Source organism: Sphingomonas mangrovi (assembly GCF_047975845.1).
Classification (GTDB): Bacteria; Pseudomonadota; Alphaproteobacteria; order Sphingomonadales; family Sphingomonadaceae; genus Sphingomonas.
Genome location: NZ_JBIUCZ010000030.1, coordinates 20357 through 45447, shown reverse-complemented (window position 1 = coordinate 45447; position 25091 = coordinate 20357). Strand labels below are relative to the sequence as shown.

At 71.4% G+C, this 25091-nt stretch carries 25 protein-coding genes and 1 pseudogene; 12 read left to right on the top strand and 14 right to left on the bottom strand.

Going from position 1 to position 25091, the window contains the following annotated elements; all coding sequences use genetic code 11:
• Positions 1 to 235: 235 nt before the first annotated feature.
• Complete coding sequence (gene msrB / locus ACBY01_RS13715) at positions 236 to 733, top strand: peptide-methionine (R)-S-oxide reductase MsrB (RefSeq protein ID WP_416461467.1); 498 nt, start codon at positions 236 to 238, stop codon at positions 731 to 733.
• A 164-nt stretch (positions 734 to 897) separates the two neighbouring features.
• Here msrB and ACBY01_RS13710 read toward each other — a convergent pair whose 3' ends face one another.
• The gene (locus ACBY01_RS13710; protein WP_416461466.1) at positions 898 to 1443 is read right to left on the bottom strand and encodes a CHAP domain-containing protein; all 546 of its coding nucleotides are present in this window, start codon (positions 1441 to 1443) and stop codon (positions 898 to 900) included.
• 371 nt (positions 1444 to 1814) lie between these two features.
• Between ACBY01_RS13710 and ACBY01_RS13705 the strand changes: the two genes are divergently transcribed.
• From ACBY01_RS13705 to ACBY01_RS13695, 3 genes are all read left to right on the top strand, one after another.
• Positions 1815 to 2126: a hypothetical protein gene (locus tag ACBY01_RS13705; RefSeq protein ID WP_416461465.1), complete on the top strand. Its 312-nt coding sequence runs from the start codon at positions 1815 to 1817 to the stop codon at positions 2124 to 2126.
• 180 nt (positions 2127 to 2306) lie between these two features.
• Positions 2307 to 2858, top strand: a complete 552-nt coding sequence (locus ACBY01_RS13700) for a hypothetical protein (RefSeq protein ID WP_416461464.1) — start codon at positions 2307 to 2309, stop codon at positions 2856 to 2858.
• A 117-nt stretch (positions 2859 to 2975) separates the two neighbouring features.
• A complete protein-coding gene (locus ACBY01_RS13695) occupies positions 2976 to 3389 on the top strand; it encodes a GFA family protein (RefSeq protein WP_416461463.1) in 414 nt (137 codons plus the stop codon).
• A 195-nt stretch (positions 3390 to 3584) separates the two neighbouring features.
• Here the strand turns inward: ACBY01_RS13695 and ACBY01_RS13690 are convergent, their stop codons facing one another.
• Both ACBY01_RS13690 and ACBY01_RS13685 read right to left on the bottom strand, forming a co-directional pair.
• Positions 3585 to 4313, bottom strand: coding sequence for an extensin-like domain-containing protein (locus ACBY01_RS13690; protein ID WP_416461462.1), 729 nt, complete (start codon positions 4311 to 4313; stop codon positions 3585 to 3587).
• Positions 4310 to 5077 carry an NUDIX hydrolase gene (locus tag ACBY01_RS13685; RefSeq protein ID WP_416461461.1) on the bottom strand — a complete coding sequence of 256 codons (768 nt, stop codon included), beginning with the start codon at positions 5075 to 5077 and terminating at the stop codon, positions 4310 to 4312. The genes ACBY01_RS13690 and ACBY01_RS13685 overlap by 4 nt, the downstream gene beginning before the upstream one ends.
• Positions 5078 to 5224: 147 nt before the next feature.
• On the opposite strand from ACBY01_RS13685, the gene ACBY01_RS13680 reads away from it, so the two are divergent.
• Complete coding sequence (locus ACBY01_RS13680; protein ID WP_416461460.1) at positions 5225 to 6226, top strand: polysaccharide pyruvyl transferase family protein; 1002 nt, start codon at positions 5225 to 5227, stop codon at positions 6224 to 6226.
• A gap of 183 nt (positions 6227 to 6409) precedes the next feature.
• Complete coding sequence (locus tag ACBY01_RS13675) at positions 6410 to 6553, top strand: hypothetical protein (RefSeq protein WP_416461458.1); 144 nt, start codon at positions 6410 to 6412, stop codon at positions 6551 to 6553.
• A 68-nt stretch (positions 6554 to 6621) separates the two neighbouring features.
• On the opposite strand, the pseudogene ACBY01_RS13670 reads toward ACBY01_RS13675, so the two are convergent.
• The 7 genes and pseudogenes from ACBY01_RS13670 to ACBY01_RS13640 all read right to left on the bottom strand — a co-directional run.
• Positions 6622 to 6839, bottom strand: a pseudogene (locus ACBY01_RS13670) (transposase); the annotation flags it as partial.
• Positions 6840 to 7461: 622 nt separating this feature from the next.
• Complete coding sequence (locus tag ACBY01_RS13665) at positions 7462 to 9291, bottom strand: WecB/TagA/CpsF family glycosyltransferase (RefSeq protein WP_416461457.1); 1830 nt, start codon at positions 9289 to 9291, stop codon at positions 7462 to 7464.
• A 1329-nt stretch (positions 9292 to 10620) separates the two neighbouring features.
• A complete protein-coding gene (locus tag ACBY01_RS13660) occupies positions 10621 to 12003 on the bottom strand; it encodes an HlyD family type I secretion periplasmic adaptor subunit (RefSeq protein WP_416461456.1) in 1383 nt (460 codons plus the stop codon).
• Positions 12000 to 13730: a type I secretion system permease/ATPase gene (locus tag ACBY01_RS13655; RefSeq protein ID WP_416461455.1), complete on the bottom strand. Its 1731-nt coding sequence runs from the start codon at positions 13728 to 13730 to the stop codon at positions 12000 to 12002. The genes ACBY01_RS13660 and ACBY01_RS13655 overlap by 4 nt, the downstream gene beginning before the upstream one ends.
• A gap of 26 nt (positions 13731 to 13756) precedes the next feature.
• Positions 13757 to 15124, bottom strand: a complete 1368-nt coding sequence (locus ACBY01_RS13650; RefSeq protein WP_416461454.1) for a polysaccharide biosynthesis protein GumE — start codon at positions 15122 to 15124, stop codon at positions 13757 to 13759.
• A 7-nt stretch (positions 15125 to 15131) separates the two neighbouring features.
• Entirely contained in the window at positions 15132 to 15983 is an 852-nt protein-coding gene (locus ACBY01_RS13645) for a polysaccharide biosynthesis/export family protein (RefSeq protein ID WP_416461453.1), read from the bottom strand.
• A 15-nt stretch (positions 15984 to 15998) separates the two neighbouring features.
• On the bottom strand, positions 15999 to 17198 hold the full coding sequence (locus ACBY01_RS13640) for a hypothetical protein (protein WP_416461452.1): 1200 nt from the start codon (positions 17196 to 17198) through the stop codon (positions 15999 to 16001).
• A 201-nt stretch (positions 17199 to 17399) separates the two neighbouring features.
• Here ACBY01_RS13640 and ACBY01_RS13635 point away from each other — a divergent pair, with 201 nt between their 5' ends.
• From ACBY01_RS13635 to ACBY01_RS13625, 3 genes are read left to right on the top strand one after another with little or no spacing between them, the layout of a single operon-like run.
• Positions 17400 to 18257, top strand: coding sequence for a glycosyltransferase family 2 protein (locus ACBY01_RS13635; RefSeq protein ID WP_416461451.1), 858 nt, complete (start codon positions 17400 to 17402; stop codon positions 18255 to 18257).
• Positions 18254 to 19024 carry a glycosyltransferase family 25 protein gene (locus ACBY01_RS13630; protein ID WP_416461450.1) on the top strand — a complete coding sequence of 257 codons (771 nt, stop codon included), beginning with the start codon at positions 18254 to 18256 and terminating at the stop codon, positions 19022 to 19024. Before ACBY01_RS13635 ends, ACBY01_RS13630 begins: the two co-directional genes overlap by 4 nt.
• 11 nt (positions 19025 to 19035) lie before the next feature.
• Positions 19036 to 20487 (top strand): oligosaccharide flippase family protein, encoded by a 1452-nt coding sequence (locus tag ACBY01_RS13625; RefSeq protein ID WP_416461449.1) that lies wholly within the window; start codon positions 19036 to 19038, stop codon positions 20485 to 20487.
• Positions 20488 to 20810: 323 nt separating this feature from the next.
• Here the strand turns inward: ACBY01_RS13625 and ACBY01_RS13620 are convergent, their stop codons facing one another.
• The 3 genes from ACBY01_RS13620 to ACBY01_RS13610 all read right to left on the bottom strand — a co-directional run bounded on the left by ACBY01_RS13620 (position 20811) and on the right by ACBY01_RS13610 (position 22765).
• A complete protein-coding gene (locus ACBY01_RS13620) occupies positions 20811 to 21479 on the bottom strand; it encodes a hypothetical protein (protein WP_416461448.1) in 669 nt (222 codons plus the stop codon).
• Between the two features lie 119 nt (positions 21480 to 21598).
• Positions 21599 to 21889, bottom strand: a complete 291-nt coding sequence (locus ACBY01_RS13615; RefSeq protein WP_416461447.1) for a hypothetical protein — start codon at positions 21887 to 21889, stop codon at positions 21599 to 21601.
• A 135-nt stretch (positions 21890 to 22024) separates the two neighbouring features.
• Entirely contained in the window at positions 22025 to 22765 is a 741-nt protein-coding gene (locus tag ACBY01_RS13610; protein ID WP_416461446.1) for a Bax inhibitor-1/YccA family protein, read from the bottom strand.
• 123 nt (positions 22766 to 22888) lie between these two features.
• Here ACBY01_RS13610 and thpR point away from each other — a divergent pair, with 123 nt between their 5' ends.
• Positions 22889 to 23422 carry an RNA 2',3'-cyclic phosphodiesterase gene (gene thpR / locus ACBY01_RS13605; protein ID WP_416461445.1) on the top strand — a complete coding sequence of 178 codons (534 nt, stop codon included), beginning with the start codon at positions 22889 to 22891 and terminating at the stop codon, positions 23420 to 23422.
• Here thpR and ACBY01_RS13600 read toward each other — a convergent pair.
• Complete coding sequence (locus tag ACBY01_RS13600) at positions 23407 to 23865, bottom strand: cupin domain-containing protein (protein ID WP_416461444.1); 459 nt, start codon at positions 23863 to 23865, stop codon at positions 23407 to 23409. The two genes, thpR and ACBY01_RS13600, sit on opposite strands and share 16 nt — an antisense overlap.
• A gap of 111 nt (positions 23866 to 23976) precedes the next feature.
• Between ACBY01_RS13600 and ACBY01_RS13595 the strand changes: the two genes are divergently transcribed.
• Together ACBY01_RS13595 and ACBY01_RS13590 are read left to right on the top strand one after the other, a co-directional pair.
• Positions 23977 to 24291 (top strand): glycine zipper 2TM domain-containing protein, encoded by a 315-nt coding sequence (locus ACBY01_RS13595; RefSeq protein WP_416461442.1) that lies wholly within the window; start codon positions 23977 to 23979, stop codon positions 24289 to 24291.
• Positions 24292 to 24385: 94 nt separating this feature from the next.
• Positions 24386 to 24811 (top strand): OsmC family protein, encoded by a 426-nt coding sequence (locus ACBY01_RS13590; protein WP_416461440.1) that lies wholly within the window; start codon positions 24386 to 24388, stop codon positions 24809 to 24811.
• Positions 24812 to 25091: the final 280 nt, after the last annotated feature.

Here is a 25091-nt window from a genome sequence, read left to right as displayed (position 1 = left end):
GCACACCGTTCCGCATACGAGAGCTGTCGGTACCTGGTTCCCATCGCAACACCTCAACCTGGTGTTGCACTTCGTTTGTGAACTCGGGGGATCCATTGCCGCTCCGCTTGCGCCTCCAGCGTTGCGCGTATGGAAGCTGACTTCCGTCAGCATGACGAGGAAGGGGGCATGCGCGCGCTCCCGCAAAGCGCAGGGATCTTGGAAACCGCTGCCTGCGACCCCATCTAAGCGCTTGATGACACAGCCTCTTTTCGATCGCCGCCGCCTGCTCGGGTTGGTCGGCTTGGGTGGCACCGCGCTCGCGATCGGTGCCTGTGCCGAGGGGGGCGAGGCCGCGCCTGCCTCCCCCTTCCGGCTGACCGACGCCCAGTGGCGCGCGCGGCTCACGCCGGCGCAATATCAGGTGCTGCGCAAGGAAGGCACCGAGCGCGCCTTCACCAGCCCGCTCAACAACGAGAAGCGCGCCGGCACCTTCGCCTGCGCCGGCTGCGCCCAGCCGCTCTTCTCCTCGGAAACCAAGTTCGAGAGCGGCACCGGCTGGCCGAGCTTCTGGGCACCGCTCAAGGGTGCGGTGACGACGCGCGAGGACCGGACGCTGTGGATGGCCCGCACCGAGGTGCGCTGCGCACGCTGCGCCGGCCACTTGGGCCACGTCTTCGACGACGGTCCGCCGCCGACCGCCAAGCGCTATTGCATGAACGGCGTGGCGATGACCTTCCGCGCCAAGGGGTGATGGGAGAACGGGGGGGAGACAGCGAACGCCTCATCCTCACTCGTCATGCTGACGGAGGTCAGCATCCATTCGCGCAACACTCGCGCTTCCTGCCATAGCGGCAATGGATCCTGACTTCCGTCAGGATGACGGACAATCCGTGCGGAGTTGAAGACGCGCCCCGCTCAGTCGACCAGCGCGACGACGCTCCTGCCGGGGCTGCCGGTGTTGCCGCCGCTCGCCATCTGGACGGCCGGCAGCGTGTCGCTCTCAGGCGCATGGCCCGAATAGATGAAGCCGTTGGTCGGGTAGGACGACGTGCCGAGGCCGCCGACGGGGCCGAACCACACGCGCACCTGGCTCCAGTCGCCGGCCGCCGACACGTCCACCGCGCGGACGTCGCGCTCGATCCCGCCGCGGCGCGACCAGTTGGCGTGGGTCAGCAGCACTTCGCGGTCGCTCACCACCTTCGACACCATCGCGACATGGCCCAGGCGCATGCGGCGGGTCGATTCGAACGACAGCACCGAACCCTCGACCGGGGTGTTGCCGCGCTCGTACTTGCCCGCGGCCTGGCCCCACCAGGTGTTGGCATTGCCGTGAATCTCGATCCCGGAGATCTCGCGGGCATAGGGTGCGCATTGCCAGAAGCGTGCCTGCGCAGGTACCGTCGTCAGCAGGCAAAGCGATGCCGCTAGCGCGCAACGCGCTGCAAAAGCCCGGAAATTCATGGACCCCCCAAAGGTCGGTGAAGCTCGTGCCAGTGTGTGAAGCAGGGTTTTTCGCCCCGCGAAACCCCATGCACTTCGTCGATGGAACCTTTTCCGACGAAGCGTGTTTACGCGACGATGGTTGCCCGCAGGACCGCGCGCCGCGGTGGCGTTTCGGCTGCCCGATCCGGTCGCTGGCGCTGGATTCGGGCGGGACTCGTGCCTGTCGCCGCAGCGATGGCCACGCGCCTCGCGCCGCTCTAGAAGAACCGCATGCGATCCTGGTTCCTGGCCGTGCTGCTGCTCGGCGGCTGCAACGCCGGCCCCCTTCCCGACGACACCACCCCCGCCGCGCCCGAGACGTCGGCGCCGCTCTCCCCGGCACCGTCGCGGTGCGGATCGGCGAACAGGGCGCGAGCTTCGCCGCCTGCGGCATCCGCGGGCTGGTGACCGACGCCGGGGTGCCGGTGCGCGCCGCGCCGTTCGAGGAGGCGACCGTCAGCGACACGCTGGACGAGGGCCGCAACCTGTTCGTCTGCACGCGCTCGCTCGACCAGCGCTGGCTCGGCGTGGTCGTGCCCGCTGCGGCGAGCCCGGAGGACGGCTGCGGCGTCGCCTCGTCCGTCTCGTCGCGGCGCCGCTACGACGGGCCGTGCCTGTCGGGCTGGGTACCCGCCGCCGCGATCCGTGCCCGCGCCGGCTGACGCGGACCGACGAGGCAGAGGGAGCCGAGCGGGCCGGCTCGGTTCGTCGCAACCTTTGTTGCGCCGCAGCAGCTTTCATGATTCGATGCGGATTGCAGGGCGATCCGATCGGTTCAGCATAGTGTTAACCGGCCACGGGCAGACTGCGTCGGCGATGGAGCACGGGGCGGAGCGAAACGGATGGGCGCAAGCAGGAAGCCGGCAAAGGGAGCGATGACCCTGGCCGAAATGAAGGAATTCGCAGGGTTCAGCGCTGCGACCCAGCGCTACATCCGGCGCTCGCTCGACATCGGGCTCGATCGCGAGGATGCGATGCAGCGCTGGTCGCGCGACGTGATCGAGGCGGCGAGCATCCGCGCCCAGGCCCGGCTCTACGACCGGCTTCCCGAGATCCGCGCGCTCATCCCCGACGACAGCGGGCTGGAGACGATCGAGCCGTTCCTCGCGCCGCTGCTGGTGGTCACCGCCTTCGACCTCGGTCAGGGGCGGCTGACCTCCTTCTCCGCCTACCGCTTCCTCTACGAGCGGCTGATCGGCGCCGAGGCGCGGCCGTGGCTGCCGTCCGCCTTCTGCGCCTCGGCGGCGCTGCCGCACCTCCATCCGGAGCTGCGCCGCAAGCTGCTCCAGTCGATCAGCGAGGCCGCCGCCACCGCATCGGGCTGGTCGCTCCGCCAGCCGGCGTTCTTCCCCGCCTGGGTGGAAAAGGTCGACCAGCGCGCCTTGCCGAACTGAGGGCGCAAGTTATCCAGTACCGGCGCCCGCGCCCGGTGGCGGACAACGCTGCCACCTTGCCGACGATCGCGTCCAGCGCCGGAAATCCTGCATCGTCTATCTGGAGGATGACGCGCGATGGTGAGCACGCATAGCGGGTCGTGCCATTGCGGCGGCGTTCGCTTCACGGTGTGTCATGACCTCGTCGAGTTGACGACCTGCGACTGCTCGCTGTGCGTCAAACGCAACGCCCTCATGGCAAAGGTGCCCGAAGCAGCCTTGCGGGTCGACGCCGGCGAAGCGCTGCTCGCGACCTACCAGTGGAACAGCCATCGCGCGAAACACCATTTCTGCTCGCGTTGCGGCATCTACCTGTTCCACCGCAAGCGCGCCGCACCGGACCACTTCGGCGTCAACGTCTTCTGTCTCGACGGGTTCGACGTCGCGTCCCTGCCCGTCCGTGCGACGGAGGGACTTTCCATGCCCGTGGTCTGCGACGATCCACGCGCGGAATGGCCGGGCCCGCGTGTGCCGGAACAGGAGGCGCGGTAACGGCGTGCCCGAAGCGCCGCCTGTGTTGAAACGGCGTCCGCGCGACGCGCGAAAAGGCCGGCTTCCTGTGCCCACCTGGGGCGGGTCGAAAAACGCGCGTCCCGACCTCCTCGTCCGTTTGCCTGACGGGGTCCGCTTTCGACCGGCTCCGTCCCTACTCGTGACGGACGGCGAAGGCGCGGACATCGATCCGAGCTAGCGACACGCCCGCCAGCCCATCGCGCCCCGGTGCGCCTGGTCGAGGTGGAAGTGGTCGCGGTGCGCCTCGTTGTAGTCGGGCGACAGCACCGTCGAGAACAGGTCGCACGCGCCGTCGCGGACCTCGCGCAGGAAGGCGGCGCGCTCGCCCCCGCCCTTCCAGTCGCCGACCACGCGGATCCGCCGCCCGTCTGCCAGCACGAAGCCGGCGACGTCCAGCGCGTTGGCGGCGGCATGCTCGCTCCAGTCGCCGGTCGAGCGCCCGTACATCCGCCGGCAGTTGTAGCTGCCGAAATGCTCGATCCGCACCACCGGGCTGTCGAAATGGCGGCGGGCGGCGGGCTGGACGACCTGCCACTCCCACATCGTCAGCCCGGCCGCGACCGGGCACGCCATGCCGACGCCCTTGGGCGAAAAGCCGATCCCGCGCGATCCGCCGCCGGTCAGCCGCACACCGTCGGTATAGCCGCACTGCCCCGACACTACCGGTTCGAGCACCTGGTAGTGGACGCCCGCGCGATCGAGCAGCCGCTGGCACTTGGGAAAATCGTCGCCCAGCCCGGCGAGCTTGCGCCCGGTGACCATCCCGATCGGCTCGGAAAGGTCGAGCGGCCGCCACGGCATGTCCTGCGGCCGGTTGCGCACCACCGCATAGAGCGCGAATCCGATCGCCAGCAGCACCAGCAGCCAGACGATCGCGCGCGTGATCCCGCGCAGCCCGCTCATCGGCGTCGCGCCGCGGCGAGCGGCTCGGCGGTGACCGGGTAGCCGAGGTCGTCGGGAATGCAGAGCTGGTCGATGCCGTCGCGCCGCTCGACCCAGGGGGTGATGGCGCGCACCGGATAGGCCGCCGCATGCGCGACCGCCGCCGCAACGTTCTCCAGTGTCGCCAGCCGCTCAAGCACGCGGCGGGTCGGAAAGATCAGCTGCGCACGACCGGCGTCGGCCTCCGCCAGCACCTGATGCGCGCTCGCCCAGAAGGCGTGCGCCGTCTCGGACCCGTCGACCACCGGCTCGCCCGCCGCTTCGGGTGCCGTCGTCAGGAAGAACTGCGTGTCGAACATCCGCGGGAGCCGCCCCTCCGGTCGCCAGCGCGCAAACGGGATCAGCCGGTCGGGCAGGAGACGGTGCGGCCCCAGCACCGCGCCCAGCGGCTCGCCGGCATGCAGCCGCGCGCGCATCGCCGTCACCGCGGCGGCATCGGGCGCGGGCGACAATGCCACCGCCACTCCGACCTCCTCGATCGTCTCGCGGATCGCCGCCGCCCGCGCGGCGAGCGTCACGTCGCCCAGCTGCGCCGCCAGCACGCGGTCGCCGGGATCGATCCGCCCGCCCGGAAACACCAGCGCCCCGCCCGCGAACGCCATCTGCGACGCCCGCTCGACCATCAGCAGCTCGGGCGCACGCCCGCCCGCCCGCTCGCGCATCACGATCAGCGTCGCGGCGGGAATCAGCTCGGGCGAGTCCGACGGGGGAGCAGCGTCTTCCATCCGCGGCCGCCTTCCCACGCGGGCGGGGGGCAAGACAAGCTCCGCGATGGACCATCGCCCGCCCTTCCGCCGGGAGGTTCGCGCAGCGACAGCTCCGGAACGGTGCGGCCCCCTTGCCTGTTTCGCTCCGCCTGCGACGACCGCGCCATGGACCGAATGTTCGAACGCGTGGAGGATCTGGCCGAGCAGGTGTGGCAGCGTGTCACCCCGCTCGCCGACCTGTCCGGCGGCTACGCGCTGCTGGACTTCCCGGACTATTCCAACGTGGGGGACAGCCTGATCTGGCTGGGCGAGCTCGCCTTCTTCGAGCGCGCCGCCGAACGCGCGCCGGCCTATGTCAGCACCATCCACGGCTTCGATCTCGACGCGCTGCTGCGCGCGGTACCGGACGGGCCGATCTTCCTGAGCGGCGGCGGCAACTTCGGCGACCTGTGGCCGCGCTTCCAGCGCTTCCGGCTGGAGCTGCTCGCCGCGCTACCCGGCCGGCGCATCGTCCAGCTGCCGCAGACGCTCCACTTCGCCGACCCCGCGCGGCTGGATGCGACGCGCGCCGCGATCGCCGCGCACGGCGATTTCACCCTGCTGGTGCGCGACCGCGCCAGCCTCGCCCAAGCACAGGCGACGTTCGATTGCCCGGTCGCGCTCTGCCCGGACATGGCCTTCTGCCTCGGCAGCCTGTCGCGCCCCGCGCTGCCGGTGCACGACATCGTCTATCTGCTGCGCACCGACCAGGAGCGCAGCGCCGGCCTCGGCACCCTGACCCTGCCGCCGCGCAGCATCGCCGCCGACTGGATCCACGGCGCGCCGGTGCCGAGCCGCTTCGAACGGGCGATGACCAAGCTCGGCCGGACCACCTCGGCCCTGGCCGGGGCCGAGCCCGACTATCGCCGCTTCCGCGCCCGCGCCCGCACCGAGCTCGAGCGCGGCCGGGCGCTGCTCGGCGCGGGCGACGCGGTGGTGACCGATCGGCTGCACGGTCACATCCTCGCGGTGCTGATGGGGATTCCCCATGCCGTGCTCGACAACAGCTACGGCAAGGTCCGCGGCTTCGCCGAACAATGGACCGCCAACCTCCCGGGCGTCGCGCTATGCGACACGCTCGAACAGGCCACCGCCCACGCTCTCGCCAGCGCGCGCGAGCTTGCCTGAACGAAACGCCGGCTCCGCTCACCGACCGGCGCCGGCGGTTCCGTCTCGGCAGATCACGCCAGTCGGAAACAGACGCCCACGCCCGAGTGCCGGCTTTCTCGGCGGCGACGTCTGCGGCCGAAACCGGCCCGGCATGATGCGAGGCTCCTCCGCGTCGGCCTAGACGGCGCGCGCCCGACGACGGTGTTCTCCGACTCCACTAGTACGCTGATCGCTGCCATGCAGGCGACCTGCATCCGCCACCGCCTCGCGGTCGCCGGCATCGGCATCCGCATCCGCCACCGCCTCGCTGTCGCCGGCATCCGCATCCGCATCGCCAGGGGATAGATGCGCAGTAACGCTGGCTGGCATTACGAGCGCGCCCTTTTCCCCTGTTCAGCCGCTATCGCCCCCCACAGGCGGTCGCAGACGCCAGCCTGCCGCCATCGGATCAAGCGGCTGTAGCAGGTGGTATGCGGGCCGCAGCGCTCAGGCGGGTCGCGCCGGATCGCAACACCCCAAATACGCCGTTCAGCACGTGCCAATCATCAACGCACGAGACACCGCGTGGCCTATCGGGCAGCAGCGGCTCGATCACGCGGCACTCGTAATCAGTCAGGTCATCTCGGCTCATGCCGACGCTGAATCAACGCTTTGCTCGGTCGTAACGTCGGTCGTGTGGGATCAGCTTGCAGGTACAGCTTTGCATGGCATGTCCGTCTTGCTGTGCCGTTGGACGCGCGGCGATTGATGCTTCACCGTCCATTTGCCAGATTCTTTACGGCGAACAACCTGCGCACGGCAAAGAAGCCGATCGGGGGCCGCTTCGTTGAAGATTGTTCGTACGCCGTCGTCACGAAACAGGGTGAAGGAACAGCGATATCCTTTGAGATTGCTGCCCCAGGACATATCTTGGATGTGAAGATCAGGTGCTTTCGCGCCTCCCGGACCCGCATTGTACCACAGCGACGCTGGCGAGCTACTATCCCCGATCATTGCATTGCATCGCGTTGCGTTGCAGATCGCTCCAGATCGCCGCACGAAGCTGCCCCGCGAACGTCTCCGCCGGCGGAGACAGACTTGCTGCGGCCAGCGTGGACAACAGGAAACCGAGGATACCCCGTCGAACGGTGCACTCCACCCGGCCTCGGTCGGGGGCCAAGGTCTGAGTCTACGGCCTAGATTGCACCGCCACGACCGCAGCAATCCCTCAAGACTTAGGCCTGCGTCCCCGCGAAACAGCCTCCCCCTTTCGGTCAGATCCTCGCGCCGCCAAACCATTGCGCGAACAGCCGGCCGAGGAACACCACGTTGCCGATCATGTAGCGGCGCCACAGCCGGCGCGGTTCCTGGGCGAGCCGGTAGAGCCATTCGCCGCGCAGCCGGCGTACCCAGCGCGGCGCACGCGGGACTTCGCCCGCCAGGAAGTCGAGATAGGCCCCGACCGCGATGGTGATCCCGCCCAACGCCCGATAGTGCGCGGCGCACCAGATCTCCTGGCGCGGATGGCCCATGCCGACCAATATCAGGTCGGCACCACTCGCCCGGATGCGTGCGAGCAGTGCCGGCACCTCGGCCTCGGCGAAGAAGCCGTGGGCGGTGCCCACCACCCGGTGGCGCGGAAAGCGGGCGTGGAGCCGTCGCGCCGCCTGTTCCGCGACGCCCGGCGGGCTGCCGAGCAGGAACACCCGCAGGCTCTGCTCGGTCTGCTCGAACAGCCGGTCCATCAGATCGGTGCCGTTGAGATTCTCCTGGAACGGCGCGCCGAACAACAGCGTGCTGGCGAGGTCGACGCCCGCGCCGTCGTTGACCACCACCGCGCGGGCGATCGCCGCGGCGAAGGCGGGATCGCGCTCCGCGGTGTTGGCGGTGTGCGCGTTGCAGAAGGCGACGAACAGCGGCGGCCGCGCGGGATCGGCCAGCGTGCGGTCGACCAGCCGTTGGAAACCGTGCGCGCAAGAGACGTGGATCGACACCCGGCCGATCCGCCGCCGGCTGCGCCCGAGCGCGCGTAGGTAGATCTGTCCGATCGCCGTCGCCGCCCCCTCCCAGCCGAACGGCGCGAGCCGGCGCTGCCGCTCCGCCGGACCAAGCGGGGCAGCGAGTGCCGCCAAGACCCGATCCAGCGTCTCTGCAACCGCCGCCGGATCGGGATCGAAGTCGCACAGCGTGCCGTAGCCGGTGCGTGCCAGCGTGCGGCGGAACGCAGGAATGTCGCGCAACAGCGGATAGAGCCCCGCAGCCATCCCCTCGACCGCAGCGAGCCCGAACCCTTCGTAGTCCGATGCGCAGACATAGACGCTGCTGCGCCCGATCAGCGCGCGCAGCTCGGCATCGGAGGGCCAGGCGTGCACCTCCACCGCCTCGCCCACGCCTTCCGCCCGCGCCCGGACGCGCAGCGCCGCCGCCTGCACGCCCATTTCGCGGCCGGCGACGATCAGCCGCCAGCGAGGGTCGCGGCGATGCACGAGGGCGAACCAGGCGATCAGCCGCTCGAGCCCCTTGTTGGGGGCGAGCCGTCCGAAATAGAGCATCGCGCGCGCGGCGGGATCGGCGCAGCCGTCGAACTTGGCCAGGTCGACGCCGTTCTCGACGGTCTCCAACCCTGCGCTGCGGATCGCGCGGAACTGCGCCTCGTCTGCAAGGCTCGACGGGATCACCGCGGCGTAGCGCCGCAGGCTCCAGCGGGTGACCAGCGCGAAGAACAGCCGCTTCGCGCGCGACGCGAAGCGCGTGTGGAAGAAGCCACCATGGGTCGACAGCACCATCCGCCGGCGGTGCAGCGGCTGGGTGGCGGCCAGGAAGTCGCAGAAGAAGTCGACGCCATGGACATGCACCAGATCGGCGCCGTCGAGCGCGCGCAGCACGCCGAGGGCGATCGGGTAGCGCTTCGATCCCCACCAGCGCAGCCGCGTCACCGGCAGCCGGCCGATCCGGTCGCGCGCCGGCAGCCGCTCCGCCGCAGGTTCGTCGAAGATGCGATCGAGCGTGACGATCCGCACGACCATCCCTGCCGCGCGCTGACGCAGCGCGAGTAGGCGGACGAACTCCTCCATCCCGCCGACGCCGGGGGCGAATTGCCGCACGACGTGCACGACGCGAAGGCCGTGAAATGTCGCCCCCGCGGGCGTGGGAGGAACGCTTGCCGGGGCAGCGGCATGGGGTGCCCCGTCGAGCCGCGGCAAGCGCGCGACCGCCGGCGCTTGCCAACCCGCCCCGTCCTGCGGAACTGCGCCTTCCGCGGTGCGCCCGCCCCGTACATGTACATCCTCCGTGTCGGCAGCGCCGCGGGTAAGCGGCGCGCCCTCAGGTGACCCCACAGTCAGCAGCGGCGTCGGATCGCTTGCCCGGAAAGCCGCGCGGTGCCCCGCCTCCGTGCGCACCTCAACAAGCGCCCGCTGGCCGGAAGCGCACTGGTGGAACGGCTTCGCGGCGAGGCCGGGTCCGAACGGCGGCGTGCGGCGGAGAGGGGGTAACACCCCGCCGCACGCCTACCCGCCCGTACGCCCGCGCGCGGCCGGCCGTAGGACTGCACCCATAGACGGGGAGCGCAATCGCTGGCCGCGCGGGGTTCGCCCGTACGGACGGGGTCTCCCCCGCATCGCGCGCCCAGGCGAAGTTCTCGCCGGGCGCACCGGAGAACAGTCGCAGCCTCCGGCGCGCCCCCTTCAGGCGATCGCCCGACGACGACAGAAACCAAGTCCTGGCCGAATAGAGCCGTGCAGCATCCCCCATCGCGCACCTGCCGTTGCTGCTGTCGATGTTCCGATGCAGAGCCTAGCCGATGGTCGGGGAGGTGCCAGCGGACTTGGGTGCACGCCGGACCCATCCGCATCCATTCTGAACGAGCCGACGATTTCGGAACAACGTCTCGCGTGTCCCAGCCGCTAGGTCGGCAGCGGGATAGGTCCCGCCAACGCGCTCAAGCGCCAGGGTAGGCCGAGCGTCAACGTGGCGCCGCTCGCTCTACGTATCGCGTCGCGGTGCCTCCGCACCCGTCGAGCGCATCTGTCGAGAAGGCGGTCGCGCCCGCCGCCACTTTCCTGGCCGAAACGGGGCGGAATGCCGATCGATGGGGGGCGAAAGAGTATCGACGCTCCGTGACGTCATCGCCGCGTCGGAGCGCGCGCGGACGAGATCCGAACGCGCCGCTTCTTACAGTTAGCCGACTATCGCTTCCGACGCCGCGAGCCGCCGAGCCTTCAGAATATCGCCAGCAACGCCACCGACCAGATCGCCGCACCCAGCACCGCCGACACGAAAAAGCTCCGCGCCAGCGACGGCGACATGATGTCCTTGGGTGAGTCGATCGGCAGTTTCATGCTTCATCCTCTCCTCGACGGGTTTGCCCCGTTCATGCGGAAGTGTTGCCGCTGTACGGGCAGCGGTCAAGTCGAAGCGAGGGTTACGCGCGATCAATGCTCGCGAAAGCTCCGCCACAGGCTCTGGTCGAGCGGCTCGAGCAGATATTGCAGCAGCGTCCGGCGGCGCAGCGGCACCAGGATCTCGACCGGCAACCCCGGCTTGATCTCGCGCCCGGCGGCGTGGCGACGGATGCTCGCGAGCCCCGCCTCCGGCACCACCACCTCGCCGGTATAATAGCGCGTGCCGGTGCGCGGGTCCTCGAAGCTGTCGGCCGACAGGCGGCGGATGGTGCCGAGGATCGTCGGCAGCGTGCGGGCGTGGAGCGCAGGGAAGCGCAGCTCCGCCTGCTGGCCGACGGCGAGATCGTCGGCGTCGTCGGGCGCGATCCGCGCCTCGATCACCAGGCCGGCGCGGTCGGGCACCACCTCCATCAGCCGCTCGCCCGCGCCGATCACCCCGCCGACGGTGTGGACGGTCAGCCCGACCACCTGGCCCGAAGCGGGCGCGCGCACCCGCGTGTTGGCGAGCGCCGCCCGCGCCGCCGCGAGCTTCGGAAGCACGTCGTTGAGCGCGAACTCGGCGGTGCGCAGCTGGTCGGTGAGCGTGCGGCGGTCGTCGGAGGCGAGCGAGCGGCTCTGGAGGTGTTTCTCGGCGATCTGCTCGCGCACCTCGGCGTCGCTGGCACGCAGTTGCCCGGCCTCGCCCGCCAGCGCCGCGGCGTTGCGTTCGAGCGCGCGGATGCGATTGCCGCTCGCGAACCCCTTGGCTGCGAGCGAGCGCATCCCGCGCAGTTCCTCGTCGAGCAGCCGCTGCTGATCCTCGATCGCGCGCAGCTGCTCGCGGATGCCGATGCTGCGCGACGCCAGCTGAGCGCCCTGCTGCCCGACGACCACGCGCTGGTCGGCAAGCGCGGCCGCGCCCGCGGCGAACTCGCGCCGCTGGAGCGCCATCGCACGCTCGGCCTCGGCACGGTCGTCCCCGGTCAGCTGCGCAAAGGCCACCGGCACGACCAGCGGCGTGCCGGCCAGCTGCGCGATAAGGCGCGCGCGCTGCGCCTGCAACGCGATCGCCTGCGCGGTCAGCGATCGTTCGAGCGAGCGCGTGTCGCTGCCCGCCAGCTCGACGAGCACCGCGCCCTGCGCCACCCGCTGCCCCTCGCGCACGTGCAGCGCCGCGACGATGCCGCCCTGGTCGTGCTGCACCGCCTGGCGGTTGCCCGCCACCGCCACCGTGCCGCCGGCATAGGCAGCGGCATCGAGCCGCACGATCGCCGCCCAGCCGAGAAACCCGCCGAAGAACAGCAGCACCAGCAGCCATCCGATCCGCAGGTCGCTTCCCACGTCGTCGGCGAGGCTCGCCGCCTCCGCAAGCGCCGCGCCCGGCGGCCGCCCCAGCGCCACCGCCCCACCGACGATGCGCGGCAGCCGGCTCACGCCGCACCACCCGCCGCCGCGGGCGCCTGGTTCGGAATCGCGCGCTTGCCCGCCAGCCGCGCCACCACCGCCTCGCGCGTGTCGAACATCTCCAGCCGGCCGTCGCGCAGCACCGCCAGCTTGTCGCTCGCGGCGAGGATGCCGGTGCGGTGCGCGACGATGACGATGGTGACCCCGGCGCGCTTCTGCTCGGCGAGCGCGGCGATCAGCTGCGCCTCCCCCTCGCCGTCCAGGCTGGCATTGGGCTCGTCGAGCACCAGGATGCGCGGCCGGCCGAACAGCGCCCGCGCCAGCGCGATCCGCTGCGCCTGCCCCACCGACAGCCCGGCGCCATTCCACCCCAGCATCGTGTCATAGGCGTGCGGCAGACGCAGGATGAAGCCGTGCGCACCGCATTGCTGCGCGGCGCGGATCACCTCGCCGTCGAGCGCCGTCCCCTCCCCGCCCTCCGGGATGCGGAAGCGCGCGATGTTCTGCTTGATCGTGCCCGCGAACAGCGTCGGCGCCTGCGGGACGTAGCCGATCGCCTCGGCCAGCTGCGCCTCGGGCCAGTCGGCGAGCGCGGCGCCGTCGATCCGCACGCAGCCGCCCGCCGCCGGCTGTGCGCCGACCAGCGCGCGCACCAGCGTCGACTTGCCGGCGCCGCTCGGCCCGATCACCCCCACCATCTCCCCCGCCTCCATCCGCAGCCCGACGCCGTGCAGCACCACGCGCCCGCCCTGCGGATCGGCGACCGACAGCCGCTCGACCGCGATCGCCCCGCGCACCGGCGGCAGCTGGGTCCGGCCGCGCTCAGCCACGCCCGCCGCGAACAGCGCCAGCAGGTTGCGATAGGCGACCCGCGCCTGGATCATCGTGCGCCAGGCGGCGGTGATCCCTTCGATCGGCGCCAGCGCGCGCGCGATCAGCAGCGACGCGGCGAAGATCGCCCCGCCCGAGATTTGCTGCTCGATCGCGAGCAGCGCACCCAGCCCGAGCGCGAGCGACTGCATCGCCACCCGCGCCGTCTTCGCGAGGGTCAGATAGCGCGCGCCGACGAACGCCGCGCGCATCTGCAGCGCCTGCGCCACCTGCCGGTCGCGCAGATGCAGCTGGAGCAGCCCCGCCTGCATCCCCAGCGCGCGCACCGTCCCGGCGGCGGCAAGGCTCGCCTCCACCCGCTGATAGCCGTGCTGCTGCGCGGCCGACGCGTCCTGCACCAGCGCCTTGCTGCCGCGCTCGTTGAGCAGGGTCAGCCCCAGCAGCACCGCCGAACACGCCACCGCCAGCGCCCCCAGCGCCGGGTGCAGCAGGAAGCACACCGCCAGGTAGATCGGCGACCACGGCGCGTCGAACAGCGCGATCATGCCCATCCCGGTGATCGTCTGGCGCAGCGTGTCGAACTCGCGCAGCAGCACCCCACCGCGCCCCTCGCCATCGGGCGCGTGGAGCAGCGCGACGATCAGCGGCGCGCCCAGCAGCCGGTCGAGCCGCGCGCTCGCACGGATCAGCAGCCGGGTACGCAGCAGGTCGAGCATCCCCAGCGTCGCCACCGCCGCCAGGAAGATCAGCGTCAGCATCGCCAGCGTCGCCGCGCCGCGGGTCGGCACCACCCGATCGTAGACCTGGAGCATGTAGAGCGACGGGGCGAGATAGAGCAGGTTGAGCAGCGCGCTGAACACCGCGGCATGGACGAGGTGCGCGCGGCAGGCGCCGATCGCATCCGCCACCGCAGGGTTGCGGCGCATCGCCGGTCGCGGGGGCGGCGCTCCCATCAGCCGAACGCCGGCCGCGGCGCGCGCGGTGGCTGACTGCGCGCCCGCCCCGCGCGCGGGTGGATCGGCAGCCCGGACAGTCCCGTTGCGGAAACCGGACGGTGCGCGGCGGCGAGCAGGCAGCCGAACAGCGCGAACACCACCGCGACCGTCTTGATCGACACGAACGAGTAGCTGATCGGCATGCACAGCGCGAAATAGATCGCGGTGGCATTGGCGAAGCGGCGCAGCTCGGAACTGCGCTCGCGCGCCATCAGCACCGGCAGCAGCCAGAAGGCGAGGAAGCCGATCAGCGACTGCGACTGGAGCAGATAGGCCCAGCCGGCATCGGCGTTGGCATAGACCTGCGCCCCCGGCTGCGCGCCGAGCAGGTCGGCGAGGCGCAGCTGGCCGAGATAGTCGACGCCCTTGCGCAGCCGCCCCGCAAAGGTGTCGCCGCCGCGCGGCAGCAGCTCCGCCGCGCGCAGGGCGAACAGCGTCGCGATCATCGCCGGCAGATAGACCAGCGGCCAGCCGCGCGGTGCCCAGCGCCCGAACGGCAGGCCAAGCAGGATGCCGGCGGCGCAGACCAGCGCGAACCGTCCGTCGCAGGCGAACAGCAGGAACAGGTCGCTCGCGATCAGCAGCGCCCGCGTGCCGCGGCCCATCCGCCCCCACCACAGCACCAGCACGATCAGCACGACGCTGGTCCAGTTGCCTAGCGACACCGGCTCCAGGAACACCGAGGTGGCGCGGTTGAAGCCGGTCGAGGGAAGCAGGTTGCGCCCGGTCGGCCGCTCGACGTTGAGAAACAGCCCCTCGCCCCCCTCCGACCAGAAGCTGTCGGCGGCGAGGCCGCGCGTGTTCACGTAATAGCCGGTGACGTTGAACGTGCCTGCGAAGCTCGCCGGCTGCACCAGCTCCCACGCCGCACCCGCGCCGATCACCCATTGCGCGGCAACCAGCCAGCGCAGCAGGTCGCGCGGGGCGAGGCAGGTACCGAGCAGCGCGAAGGCGGGGATCAGCACCGCATCGCCCAGGAAGCGCAGCTCGATCGACTGACGCACGACGCACAGCAGCAGCCACAGCATCGCCGCCGCCGCCAGCATCCCCACCCATCGCCGCCAGCCGCCGCGCCGGTGCAGCAGCCCGACCGCCAGCGCCAGCGCCATCACCATGCCCTGCATCGCCACCACCACGGTGCCGCCGATCGGCAGCAACTGCGCGTTGACCCAGGCAAGCGCGATGTTGAACAGCACCGCGAGCCACAGCACGGCGAGCGCCGCCCGTCGCAGCCGCAGCGCTGCGGGCGCGACCGCCGGGCGCTCCGCGGCCGGGTGCTGGCGGACCGGGTGTTGGCTGGTCGGGTGTTGTCTGGCCGGGAGCATCGCGGCGCTAGAAGAGCCGCTCGCGGACGAACATCACGTCGCCGTCCTCGATCCGCGCGTCGAGATCGGCGATCGCGCTCTCTGCCCCGCCGCGGGTCAGGCGGATCCGGTTCTGCGTGCCGGCGTCGTTGGGGCCGCCGCCCTGCGACAGCGCCTGGCGGAAGGTCATGCCGCCGCGGATCGCATAGCTGCCCGGCTGGCGGACCTGGCCATAGATGTAGAAACGCTCCGCCTCCGGCACGAACAGCAGGTCGCCGGGCTGCAGCGCCGGATCGCCGGCACCGCCCGCCGCCACCTCGGCGATCGCGAAGCGCTGCGGCGGCGCATCGCCCCGGCGCAGCACCACCGTCTCGCTGCCGTCGCGCTGCCCGCCCGCCGTGGCGAGGATGCGCGACAGCGGCTGGCTGCCCTGCACCGGGTAGATGCCGGGCCGGATCACCGCACCGAGCAGCGTCACGCTGCGGCTGACATAGCCGGTCACCTCGACGTTGACCCGCGGCTCGCGCAGATAGCCGCCGCCGACCAGCTGCTGTCGGATCTTCTCGCCAAGCGCGACCGGCGTCTCGCCCGCGGCGACCACGGCTCCCATCAGCGGCAGCGACACGGTGCCGTCCTGCTTGATCCGCAGCCGCAGCGGCATGTCGGGCTGGCCATAGATCGTCACCTCTATCTGGTCGTCGGGCCCGAGCGCGTAGCCGGCCTCCGACGAGATCGGCTCCGAGGCCGATGCCGATGCCGATGCGGCGACCGGCGCCTGCACCGGGACCAGCCCCTGCACCTGCGCGCCGGCACCGCCCGCGCCGCCGAGCGCCGCCAGCAGCCCTGCCGCGCCGCACCTTCTCCAGTTCGCGCTGCCCATTCTTCCCCCTCTCCGTCAGAACGCTAGCCCGAGGACCAGCTGCCCCCGGGTGCTGCGATAGGTGCCGAACGCCGCGTCGGTGGTGCGGCGCGCATGGACCGCCTCCAGCCCGATGCGGGCGCGGTCGACCGGCGACCAGCCGAGCGCCGCGCGCAGCTCGACACTGCGGTCGAAGCTGCGTGCGCCGACGCTGGCGGCATCGACCGCGCGGAACCGCCGACGCTCGAGCAGCCCGCCGAGCTCGACGTCGACGGCGCGGCCGATCCGGTAGCGTGCGGCAGCCTCGCCGCGATCGGCGACGAAATAGCCCGCGGCGACGTCGCCGCTCGCGTCGAGGTCGCGCCGCAGCGCGGCGGTGAGCCGCAGCCGCCCGCCGTTCGACCAGGCGAGCGAGGCGCCGCCGACCAGCCCGGCGAAGTCCCGCGTCTCCACGCCGCGGCTGTCGGCCTCGGCATAGCCGAGCGTGCCGCCCGCGATCAGTCCGCCGCCGCGCCAGGTGACTCGCGCGACCGCGCTGCCCAGCCGCGTGGCGTCGTGGCGTCGGTCGCCCAGCGGCCGGTGGGGGAAGTCGAGGCGCTCGCGGGCGACCGCGAGCGCCACCGTCAGTCGCTCGCTGCGGCCGTAGGCGAGGCCGGCGGACACGCGCTCCGCCTCCAGGTCGCTGCGCCGGCGCACCGGCGCGCTATTGTCGACGCTCCGGCGGCGATAGCCGACCTCGGGGCGCCAGCCGACGCCGATCGTGCAGCCGCCGTCGAGCAGCAGCGTGCGGCTGTCGCGGGTGTTGCGCACCAGCGCGCCCAGCTCCTCCAGGTTGGTCTGCCCGCGCCCGTAGCCGAGCGACGCCTCGCCATCGCAGCGCGATCCCACCCGCCAGTCGACCCCGCCGGTCGCATCGATCCGCTCGCGGCGCAGGAAGCGGTTCCTGGCATAGAAGTCGTAGCCGGCCGCCCCGCGCAGGAACAGCCGCTGGCGGCTGACGCGCTGCGCGACGTCCGCCACCGCCGCGACGGTGGTGCGCACGTCGTCGCGGCTGCGGTCGGGCGGTGCCGCCCGCCCCTCATCCAGCCGCAGGATGTTGTCGTCGTACAGCACGCGCATCTCCACGCCGAGGCGCAGCCGGTCGGGAGCTTCCTCAGCCAGATCGTCGGCCGGAGCGGGGGGAGCGAGGGCGGCGATCGTGCCTGCGGCAAGCACCGCCAGTCCCGTTCCCCCCATCCCCGTCCCCCTCGCCGCCGGCCTCGGCTCCACCTAGCGGGTCGCCAGCGGCGCCGCGCGCGGCGAAAGCACCGCTTCGGAGGGGAGCGCGCCCTCCCTGCTTCCCGCGGAGGCGCATCGCCGCCGTTTCGGGCGCAACACGCCCCCTCTCTCCCCGCCGCCGCGCTAGACGAGCGGCGCTCGCACAGGGGGAGACACGGCTTGGACATTTCGTTGATCGTCTGCACGCGCAACCGCGCGCCGCAGCTCGCCGGTTGTCTGGCGGCGGTGGCGGGCCTGCGCTTCGCCGGGCGCTGGGAGCTGGTGATGGTCGACAACGGCTCGACCGACGCCACGCGCGCGGTGATCGAGACCTTCGCCGCCGGCGCCCGCTTCCCGGTACGCTACGTCCACGCGGCGACCCCGGGGCTCGGCAACGCGCGCAACGCCGGGCTGACGGCGGCCCAGGGTGCGCTGATCGCCTTCACCGACGACGATTGCTACGTCGATCCGCAGCTGCTCGCCCGCACCGTCGCCGCCTTCGCCCGGCCCGACCTCGGCTATGTCAGCGGGCGCATCCTGCTGCACGACCCCGCCGACTATCCCGCGACGATCAACGAATCGACCGAGCCGCGCGACTTCCCGGCCGGCCGCTACCTGCCGCCCGGTGCGATCCGCGGCGCCAATCTCGCGTTCCGCCGCGTCGCGCTGGACGCGATCGGCGGGTTCGACCCGCGGTTCGGCAGCGGCGCGCGCTTCGCGGCGGAGGACATCGACGCGGCCTGCCGCTGCAGCCTGCGCGGCTGGGCGGGCGCCTACGACCCGAGCATCGTCGTGTCGCACCACCACGGGCGCAAGGCGGCGGACGTAGGCGGGCTGTTCCGCGCCTACGACTATGGCCGCGGCGCCTATCACGCCAAGCTGCTGCTCCACGACCGCGCGCCGCGCGCCGCCTTCCGCGGCTGGGCCGGGCTGCCGCGCCGGATCCGCACGCGTCCCTCGACCCTGTGGTGGGAGCTCGCCGGCGCCGCCGGGTTCGCGCACAGCCATTTCCGCCGCGCGCCGGGTCGCGGGCGATGAGGCAGGTCGGCACGCGCACCGGCGACGCCGTGCCGCGGGTGATGGTCCGCGTCATCAGCCTTCGGGAATCGGCCGAGCGTCGCGCCCGCATGGCGGCGCAGCTCGACGCGACCGGCCTGGCGTGGCGCTTCTACGACGCCTGGCGCACGCCGCCGGCCGAGCTGCCCTACGATCCTGCGCGCGCGCGCATCGCCCGCGGGCGCGTGCTCACGCCGGGCGAGCTCGGCTGTTTCGCCAGCCACTGGGCGCTGTGGGGCGACTTCCTGTTCAACCACGCGGACGACCTGCTGCTCGTCTTGGAGGACGACCTGCTGCTCGATCCCGAGTTCTTCGCACGGCTCGATTCGGCGGTGCTGGCGATGGGCAACCTCGACTATCTGCGCCTCTACGCCAAGGTGCCCGCCGGCATCCGCAACGAGGCGCCCTTCCTCCAGCGCCATATCGCCCGCTTCTCGGGCAAGGCCTATGGCACCCAGGCCTATCTGCTCACCCGCCGCGGCGCCGCGCGCTTCCGGCGCTCGATCCGACGCGTCGAGCGGCCGATCGACGACGAGATGGACCGTTTCTGGGCGCACGGCATGCCGATCCGCGCCGTGTTTCCCTTCCCGGTGATGGAGGTGCAGCAGGGCTCCACCATCGAGCATGCCCGCCGCAGCCTCGAACCGCTCACCGGCGGCGAGCGCGCTCGCTGGCTGCTCGGCCGCGGGCTGGAAAAGGCGCGCCGGCTCACCGCCGCCGCGCTCTCCCACGCCGGGGCCGGCGCCTGACCACCGTCAGCTTGGGCCGCCGCGGGGGAGCGCGCGAGGGACTGCTCGCGCGCCTGCGCCGCGCCGCGCCCTGGGCGGCCGCCGAAAGCCTGTTCTCGGCCGCGGCGACGCTGCTGTCGACGCTGATCGTCGCGCGGCTGATCACCCCGTCCGACTTCGGCCTCGCCTCGGTCGCCTTCGCGGTGGTGGCGATCGTCCAGCTGCTCGCCTTCGCCGGCGTGCCGCAGGCGATGCTGCGCACGCCATCGCTGACGCCGCGGCTGAGCGACCAGGGCTTCTGGGTGCTGCTCGGGCTCGGGGCGGTCGCCACCGCCGCCTGCTGGCTGCTCGCCGCGCCGCTCGCGCGGTTCTACGGCGCGCCGCTGCTGTTCTGGCTGGTCGCGGTGCAGGCGCTCGACTGCCTCCTCCAGGCGCTGGTGCAGTTCCCGACCGCGCTGCTCACCCGCAAGATGCGCACCCGCAGCCTGGCGCTCCGCATGCTGTGGTTCAAGGCGGTGAGCATCGCCGCAACGGTGACGGCGGCCGCCTCCGGGCTCGGCGCATGGAGCCTGGTCGCCGGCGGCCTCGCCGGCAGCGTCGCCAGCGTGGCGCTGCTGTGGCGCACCCAGCCGCGGCTGCCGCGCTGGCGCGGGTTCGACGCCAGCCTGCTGCCGCTGCTCCGCATGGGCTGGCTGATCATGGCGGAGACGGCGCTCACCGCGCTCGCGGTGCGCGGCTTCGTACTGCTGTTCGGCAAGTTCCACGGGCTGCACGACCTGGGGCTGCTCAACTTCGCGATGCGGCTGGTAGACGAGCTCGGGGCGATGATCACCGCGTCGATCGGCCGGGTGTCGCTCAGCTTCTTCGCACGCGCGCACCGCGCCGGCCACGACCTCGCGCGCCTGTTCGAGGTCGGCACCCACGCCATCACCCTCGCCGTGCTGCCGGTGTTTCTCGGCCTCGCCGCGGTGGCAGGCGACGCGATCCCGCTGGTGTTCGGCGATCGCTGGCACGCCGCGGTCCCCGCGGTGCAGCTGCTCGCGCTGTTCTGGGGATTGCGGCTGACACGCGTGCTGAGTCCCGGGCTGATGCTGACGCTCGGCGTTCAGGGCCCGCTGGTGTTCAACGCCGCGGTCAGCTTCGGTTTCGCGGTGGCGGCGGTGGTGCTGACGCGCGACTTGGGGTTCGTCGCCGCGGTGGCGGCGTTCAGCGCGCGGATGCTCGTGACGCTACCCGCCGGCGCGACCGTCCTCGCCCGCGTCGCGGGGCTGCCGGTGGCGCAACAGTGGCGAGCGGTCGCCCGGCCGCTGGCGCTGGCCGGGACGATGGCGGCAGCCGTGCTGGTCGCGCGCGGACTGGCGAGCGATTGGCCGCCGCTGCCGCGGCTGCTGACGCTAATCACCGGCGGCGCGCTGCTCTACGCGCTGCTGGTCGCCGCGTTCGACCGCGTTGGCCTGAGGCGGATCGTCGCCTTGCGACGGTGAGGGCCGCCCGCCCCGCCACACTCGTCATCCTGACGAAAGTCAGGATCCATTGCCGCAACGCCTACGTCGACAGCCCCATCTTTCCCGTTCGTCTCGAGTAGGGATCGAGCTTGTCGAGAGCCCGTATCGAGAGAGCCGGACGCGACAACGTCTCGATACGCCGTCCCGACAAGCTCGACGGTACCTCGGGGCGGACGAGTTGGGGAAGGTCGTGATGTCCCCGCTGGATGTCGGATTGCTCCAAGCCTCACGAGCGTAGCGCGTCTGGATGCCAGCCTCCGCTGGCATGACGAGAGAAGCAAATGACGGAGACGAACGGCCGCCTAGTCGATGTCGGCCGGTGCCGCCATCGGCGTGTCGGGCGCAACTTCGGCCGGCACCGGCGCCACCGGCACCGCCCCGCCCGGGGCCACCGTGCGATCCGCGAGCGCATAGAATGCCCGGCCGTCGGTCTCCAGCACCCGCACCCGTCCTTCGTTCATCGGCTCGAGCGAATGGACGAACGACCGCGGCTTCTTCATCAGCTTCGGGTTCTCGACCACCGTCAGCCCCGCCCGCCGTGCCGCCTCGGCCACGAAGTGCACGCAGTTGCGCCGGTTGAGGTTGTAATGGTGGTCGCCGTTCTCGCCCCATTCCTCGACGAGCTGGAGCACCGACGCATATTGCGCGTCGGTCAGCGTGACGGAGAAATGCACGTCGCTGCGCTCGATGTAGCTGCGCTTGGTGACGTCGATCCGTCCCGCCACGCTGCCCATCAGGATCGCCGGGGTGATCGCCTTGGCGGTGAAGCCGTAGCTCGCCTCGACCGGCGCGCCCCCCGCATCGGGCGTGCCTTCGAGCACGAAGAAGGCGTGAGGGAATTCGTTGCCGAACTCGTGCGACCAGAAGCTGATCGTCACCCCCGCCTGCGCAGGGACCGCCAGCGCCAGCATCACGACGCCTACGAACGCAACCACCGCCCGGAACAGGCGGACACACAGCGGAAAAGCCATGCTCCGGACGCTACCGCGCCCGGCACACGGGGGGAAGCCCCATGTGCCGGGCGGCAGATCGAAAAGCCGTCCGGTGCCCGGGGGAGCGTCCTTCTCCCCCGAGCACCGGAATCCGGACGTCAGCCCTGGTTGTTCTCGGCCAGCTTGCGCTCGGCGTCGGCGTCGTAGCCGGACGAGGGCGCGGGCTGCTGGTTGTGCACCGGCTGGGTCGAGGCGGGCGGGTCCGAAGCGTCCATCGACTCGTCGAGCCCGCGGTCGAGCCGCGCTTCCTTGCTCTCTGGGTTGCGCTCGAGGCGCTCGTGAATGGACTCGTCGTGGCCGGCATCGTTCCGCTGCTTGCCGGGATCCTCTGGAGCGACCGAAATGCTGTCGAGCGCCTTCGGGTCGATCGACGTGTTGTCCGCGGTCATCCTATCCTCCTCATGATCGGACAGGAAAAACGAGCGGCGCGGCCCCGCGTTCCGGGCGCGACCAACCGCTGGACGCAAAAGGGCCCGGCGGATCGCTCCGCCGGGCCCCCGAACCGCGTGTCCGAAGCAGGCGACTTAGTCGCGGCTGCCCAGGAACGAGAGCAGGAACTGGAACATGTTGACGAAGTCGAGATAGAGCGACAGCGCGCCCATGATCACCGCCTTGCCCATCATGTCCGTGCCCGCGACATAGGCGTACATGCTCTTGATGCGCTGCGTGTCGTAGGCGGTCAGGCCCGCAAACAGCAGCACGCCGATCGCGCTGATGGCCAGGTTGAGCGCCGGCGACTGGAACCACAGGTTCAGCAGCATCGCCACGATCAGGCCGACCACACCCATGATCAGGAAGGTGCCGAGGCCCGACAGGTTCTTCTTGGTGGTGTAGCCCCACAGGCTCAGCGACAGGAACGCCACCGCGGTCGCGAAGAAGGTGATCGCGATCGACGCCCCGGTGTACACCAGGAAGATCGTCGACATCGACAGGCCCATCACCGCCGCGAACGCCCAGAAGATCGCCTGACTGGCGCCGTAGGACAGCCGCTGGATGCCGAAGCTCAGCACCATCACGAACGCCAGCGGCGCAAACATGATGAGGTACTTGAGCGGGCCCGGCGACAGGAACACCGCCGCGGCCGGCGAGTTCGCGCCGCCCCAGGAGAACAGCAGCGCGACGATACCCGTCAGCAGCACGCCGGACGCCATGTAATTGTAGACGGAAAGCATGTAGGACCGCAGCCCCGCATCATACGCCTCCGCGCGCGATGCGGCCGTCGCGAACGGCGCGGCGGTCGTTCGGGGATCCGACCAGTTAGCCATCTCGAAAAAACTCCTTTTCACCGGCATGGTGCCGGTCAGCCTTTCATATGCCCCCGCGGGGTCGGAATTCAACCCGCTGGCGGGCTGGCCGGCGGCGGCGGACGGGTCTAGCAACAGTTTGTCATGCATCGCCTGTTCGTCGCCCTGCGCCCGCCGCCGCCGATCCGGCAGCAGCTGCTCGACCTGATGGGCGGGGTCGAGAACGCGCGCTGGCAGGACGACGAGCAGCTCCATCTCACGCTGCGGTTCATCGGCGCCGTCGAGCGGCCGGTGGCGGAGGACATCGCGGTCGCCCTCGGCCAGGTCCATGCGCCGGCGGTGACGCTGCGCCTCGCCGGCGTCGGCCGTTTCGACCGGCAGGGGCGCACCACCACCCTATGGGCCGGGGTACAGCCGCACGACGCGGTCGCTTCGCTCCACCGCAAGGTCGACCAGGCGCTCGCCCGGCTGGGGCTCCCGCGCGAAGGCCGCGCCTTTCATCCCCATATCACCCTCGCGCGCACCGGCGCCGCGGCCGGACCGGTCGACGGCTTCCTCGCCCGTCACGCCGGGCTGACCAGCGAACCGTTTACGCTCGGCCATCTGCTGCTGTTCGAAAGCATGCTCAGCCGCGACGGCGCGCGCTACGAAGCGGTGGCGCGCTATCCGCTCGGCTGATCGGGCGCCCAGCCCGGCGGCGCCAGTTCGAAGCCTTCGAAGCGGAACGCCGGCGCGACGACGCAGCTGACCAGCGTCCAGCCTGCTTCCGCCTCGGCCGCCTGCCACCAGCCGGCGGGCACCCGTGCCTGCGGCTGCTGCCCGGCGAGCACGTCGCCGCCGAGCGCGATCCGCGAAACCGGCGCCGCATCGCCCTGCGCCTGCAGCAGCGCAAGGGGCGCCCCGGCGTGCCACAGCCACAGCTCGTCGGCGTCGACCCGGTGCCAGTGCGAGCGCTCGCCCGCCGCCAGCAGGAACAGGATCGCGGTGGCAGCACCCCGCGCGCCGGCGAGGTCCGGCGCGCGCCAGGTCTCCCGATACCAGCCGCCTTCCGGATGCGGCGCCAGCGCCAGCCGCGCGATCAGCGCTGCCGCTTGGCGGTCGGACGGAAGCGGTGGAGTCATGCGCGATCGGTCCCTTTGCCCCAACATGAACGTTGCACATCGTTTCGTTCATGAAACTGCCACGTCGAGTCTGCGTTTATAGGGCTGCAATTCGACGATGGGGATTATCTGATGCGTAACATGGTTCTCGCGCTCACCGCGCTGTCGCTGGCGGTTCCGGCCGCCGTCGTCGTCCCGACCGATCAGGCGTCGGCACAGTCGCACAAGCGCTACAAGTATCGCGAGTGGAAGGGCCGCGACGGCCGCCAGTATTGCCGCAAGCCCGACGGCACGACCGGCCTGGTCGTCGGCGGCGTCGCCGGTGCGCTGGTCGGCCGCACGATCGACAGCCGCGGCGACCGCACCGTCGGCACGCTGCTCGGCGCGGCGGCAGGCGCGGTCGCGGGCCGCGAGATCGAGCGCAGCGGCAGCAAGAAGTGCCGCTAAGCCGGTAGCGGACGCGAAAGACCGAACGGACGGGCGGCGGAACGACGGGTTCCGCCGCCCGTTTTCGTGTCCGACCCACAACAAGGAGCACGACATGATCCGCAGCGGTTCGGCACGCTACGAAGGCCTCGGCAAGGACGGCAAGGGCACGGTGTCCACCCAGTCGGGGGCAATTTCCGACCAGCCCTACGGCTTCGCCACCCGGTTCGAGGATGCGCCCGGCACCAATCCGGAGGAGCTGATCGCCGCCGCGCATGCGAGCTGCTTCACCATGGCGCTGAGCTTCGCGCTCGCCAAGGCGGGGTTCGAGGAGGGCACGCTCGACACCAGCGCGAAGGTGACGCTCGACAAGGACGGCGACGGCTTCGCGATCACCCGCTCCGCGCTGACGCTCAAGGCACGCGTGCCGGGGATCGAGCAGGATCAGTTCGAGAAGATCGCGCAGGAGGCCAAGGCCGGCTGCCCGGTGTCGAAGCTGCTCGACGCCGAGATCACGCTGGAGCACAGCCTGGAGGCGTAACGCCAAGGCGCGCCGCGAAGACGGGGCTGCCGCGGTCTCGTGCTCCCGCGCAGGCGGGAGCCCAGGGTCGCACGCGCAGGAGGTCGGTGGTTCGGTTCCCAGATCACCTGTGCGCGTTGCGCTCGCCTCGCCCACCGTGTCGTCATGCCAGCGAACGCTGGCATCCATTGCCGCAACGCTGGGGCCTCCAGCGGTAACGGCAATGGATCCTGACTTCCGTCAGGATGACGAGCGGGTGGGGCCGGCGGCGCGCACGCCACCCGCTACGGTCCCAACAACA

Bases quoted from the DNA above. Each gene is read 5' to 3' on its own strand.
- msrB (WP_416461467.1), top strand. From the start codon at position 236: ATGACACAGCCTCTTTTCGATCGCCGCCGCCTGCTCGGGTTGGTCGGC.
- ACBY01_RS13710 (WP_416461466.1), bottom strand. From the start codon at position 1,443: ATGAATTTCCGGGCTTTTGCAGCGCGTTGCGCGCTAGCGGCATCGCTT.
- ACBY01_RS13700 (WP_416461464.1), top strand. From the start codon at position 2,307: ATGGGCGCAAGCAGGAAGCCGGCAAAGGGAGCGATGACCCTGGCCGAA.
- ACBY01_RS13695 (WP_416461463.1), top strand. From the start codon at position 2,976: ATGGTGAGCACGCATAGCGGGTCGTGCCATTGCGGCGGCGTTCGCTTC.
- ACBY01_RS13690 (WP_416461462.1), bottom strand. From the start codon at position 4,313: ATGAGCGGGCTGCGCGGGATCACGCGCGCGATCGTCTGGCTGCTGGTG.
- ACBY01_RS13685 (WP_416461461.1), bottom strand. From the start codon at position 5,077: ATGGAAGACGCTGCTCCCCCGTCGGACTCGCCCGAGCTGATTCCCGCC.
- ACBY01_RS13680 (WP_416461460.1), top strand. From the start codon at position 5,225: ATGGACCGAATGTTCGAACGCGTGGAGGATCTGGCCGAGCAGGTGTGG.
- ACBY01_RS13655 (WP_416461455.1), bottom strand. From the start codon at position 13,730: ATGCGCCGCAACCCTGCGGTGGCGGATGCGATCGGCGCCTGCCGCGCG.
- ACBY01_RS13650 (WP_416461454.1), bottom strand. From the start codon at position 15,124: ATGCTCCCGGCCAGACAACACCCGACCAGCCAACACCCGGTCCGCCAG.
- ACBY01_RS13645 (WP_416461453.1), bottom strand. From the start codon at position 15,983: ATGGGCAGCGCGAACTGGAGAAGGTGCGGCGCGGCAGGGCTGCTGGCG.
- ACBY01_RS13640 (WP_416461452.1), bottom strand. From the start codon at position 17,198: ATGGGGGGAACGGGACTGGCGGTGCTTGCCGCAGGCACGATCGCCGCC.
- ACBY01_RS13630 (WP_416461450.1), top strand. From the start codon at position 18,254: ATGAGGCAGGTCGGCACGCGCACCGGCGACGCCGTGCCGCGGGTGATG.
- ACBY01_RS13620 (WP_416461448.1), bottom strand. From the start codon at position 21,479: ATGGCTTTTCCGCTGTGTGTCCGCCTGTTCCGGGCGGTGGTTGCGTTC.
- ACBY01_RS13615 (WP_416461447.1), bottom strand. From the start codon at position 21,889: ATGACCGCGGACAACACGTCGATCGACCCGAAGGCGCTCGACAGCATT.
- ACBY01_RS13610 (WP_416461446.1), bottom strand. From the start codon at position 22,765: ATGGCTAACTGGTCGGATCCCCGAACGACCGCCGCGCCGTTCGCGACG.
- thpR (WP_416461445.1), top strand. From the start codon at position 22,889: ATGCATCGCCTGTTCGTCGCCCTGCGCCCGCCGCCGCCGATCCGGCAG.
- ACBY01_RS13600 (WP_416461444.1), bottom strand. From the start codon at position 23,865: ATGACTCCACCGCTTCCGTCCGACCGCCAAGCGGCAGCGCTGATCGCG.
- ACBY01_RS13595 (WP_416461442.1), top strand. From the start codon at position 23,977: ATGCGTAACATGGTTCTCGCGCTCACCGCGCTGTCGCTGGCGGTTCCG.
- ACBY01_RS13590 (WP_416461440.1), top strand. From the start codon at position 24,386: ATGATCCGCAGCGGTTCGGCACGCTACGAAGGCCTCGGCAAGGACGGC.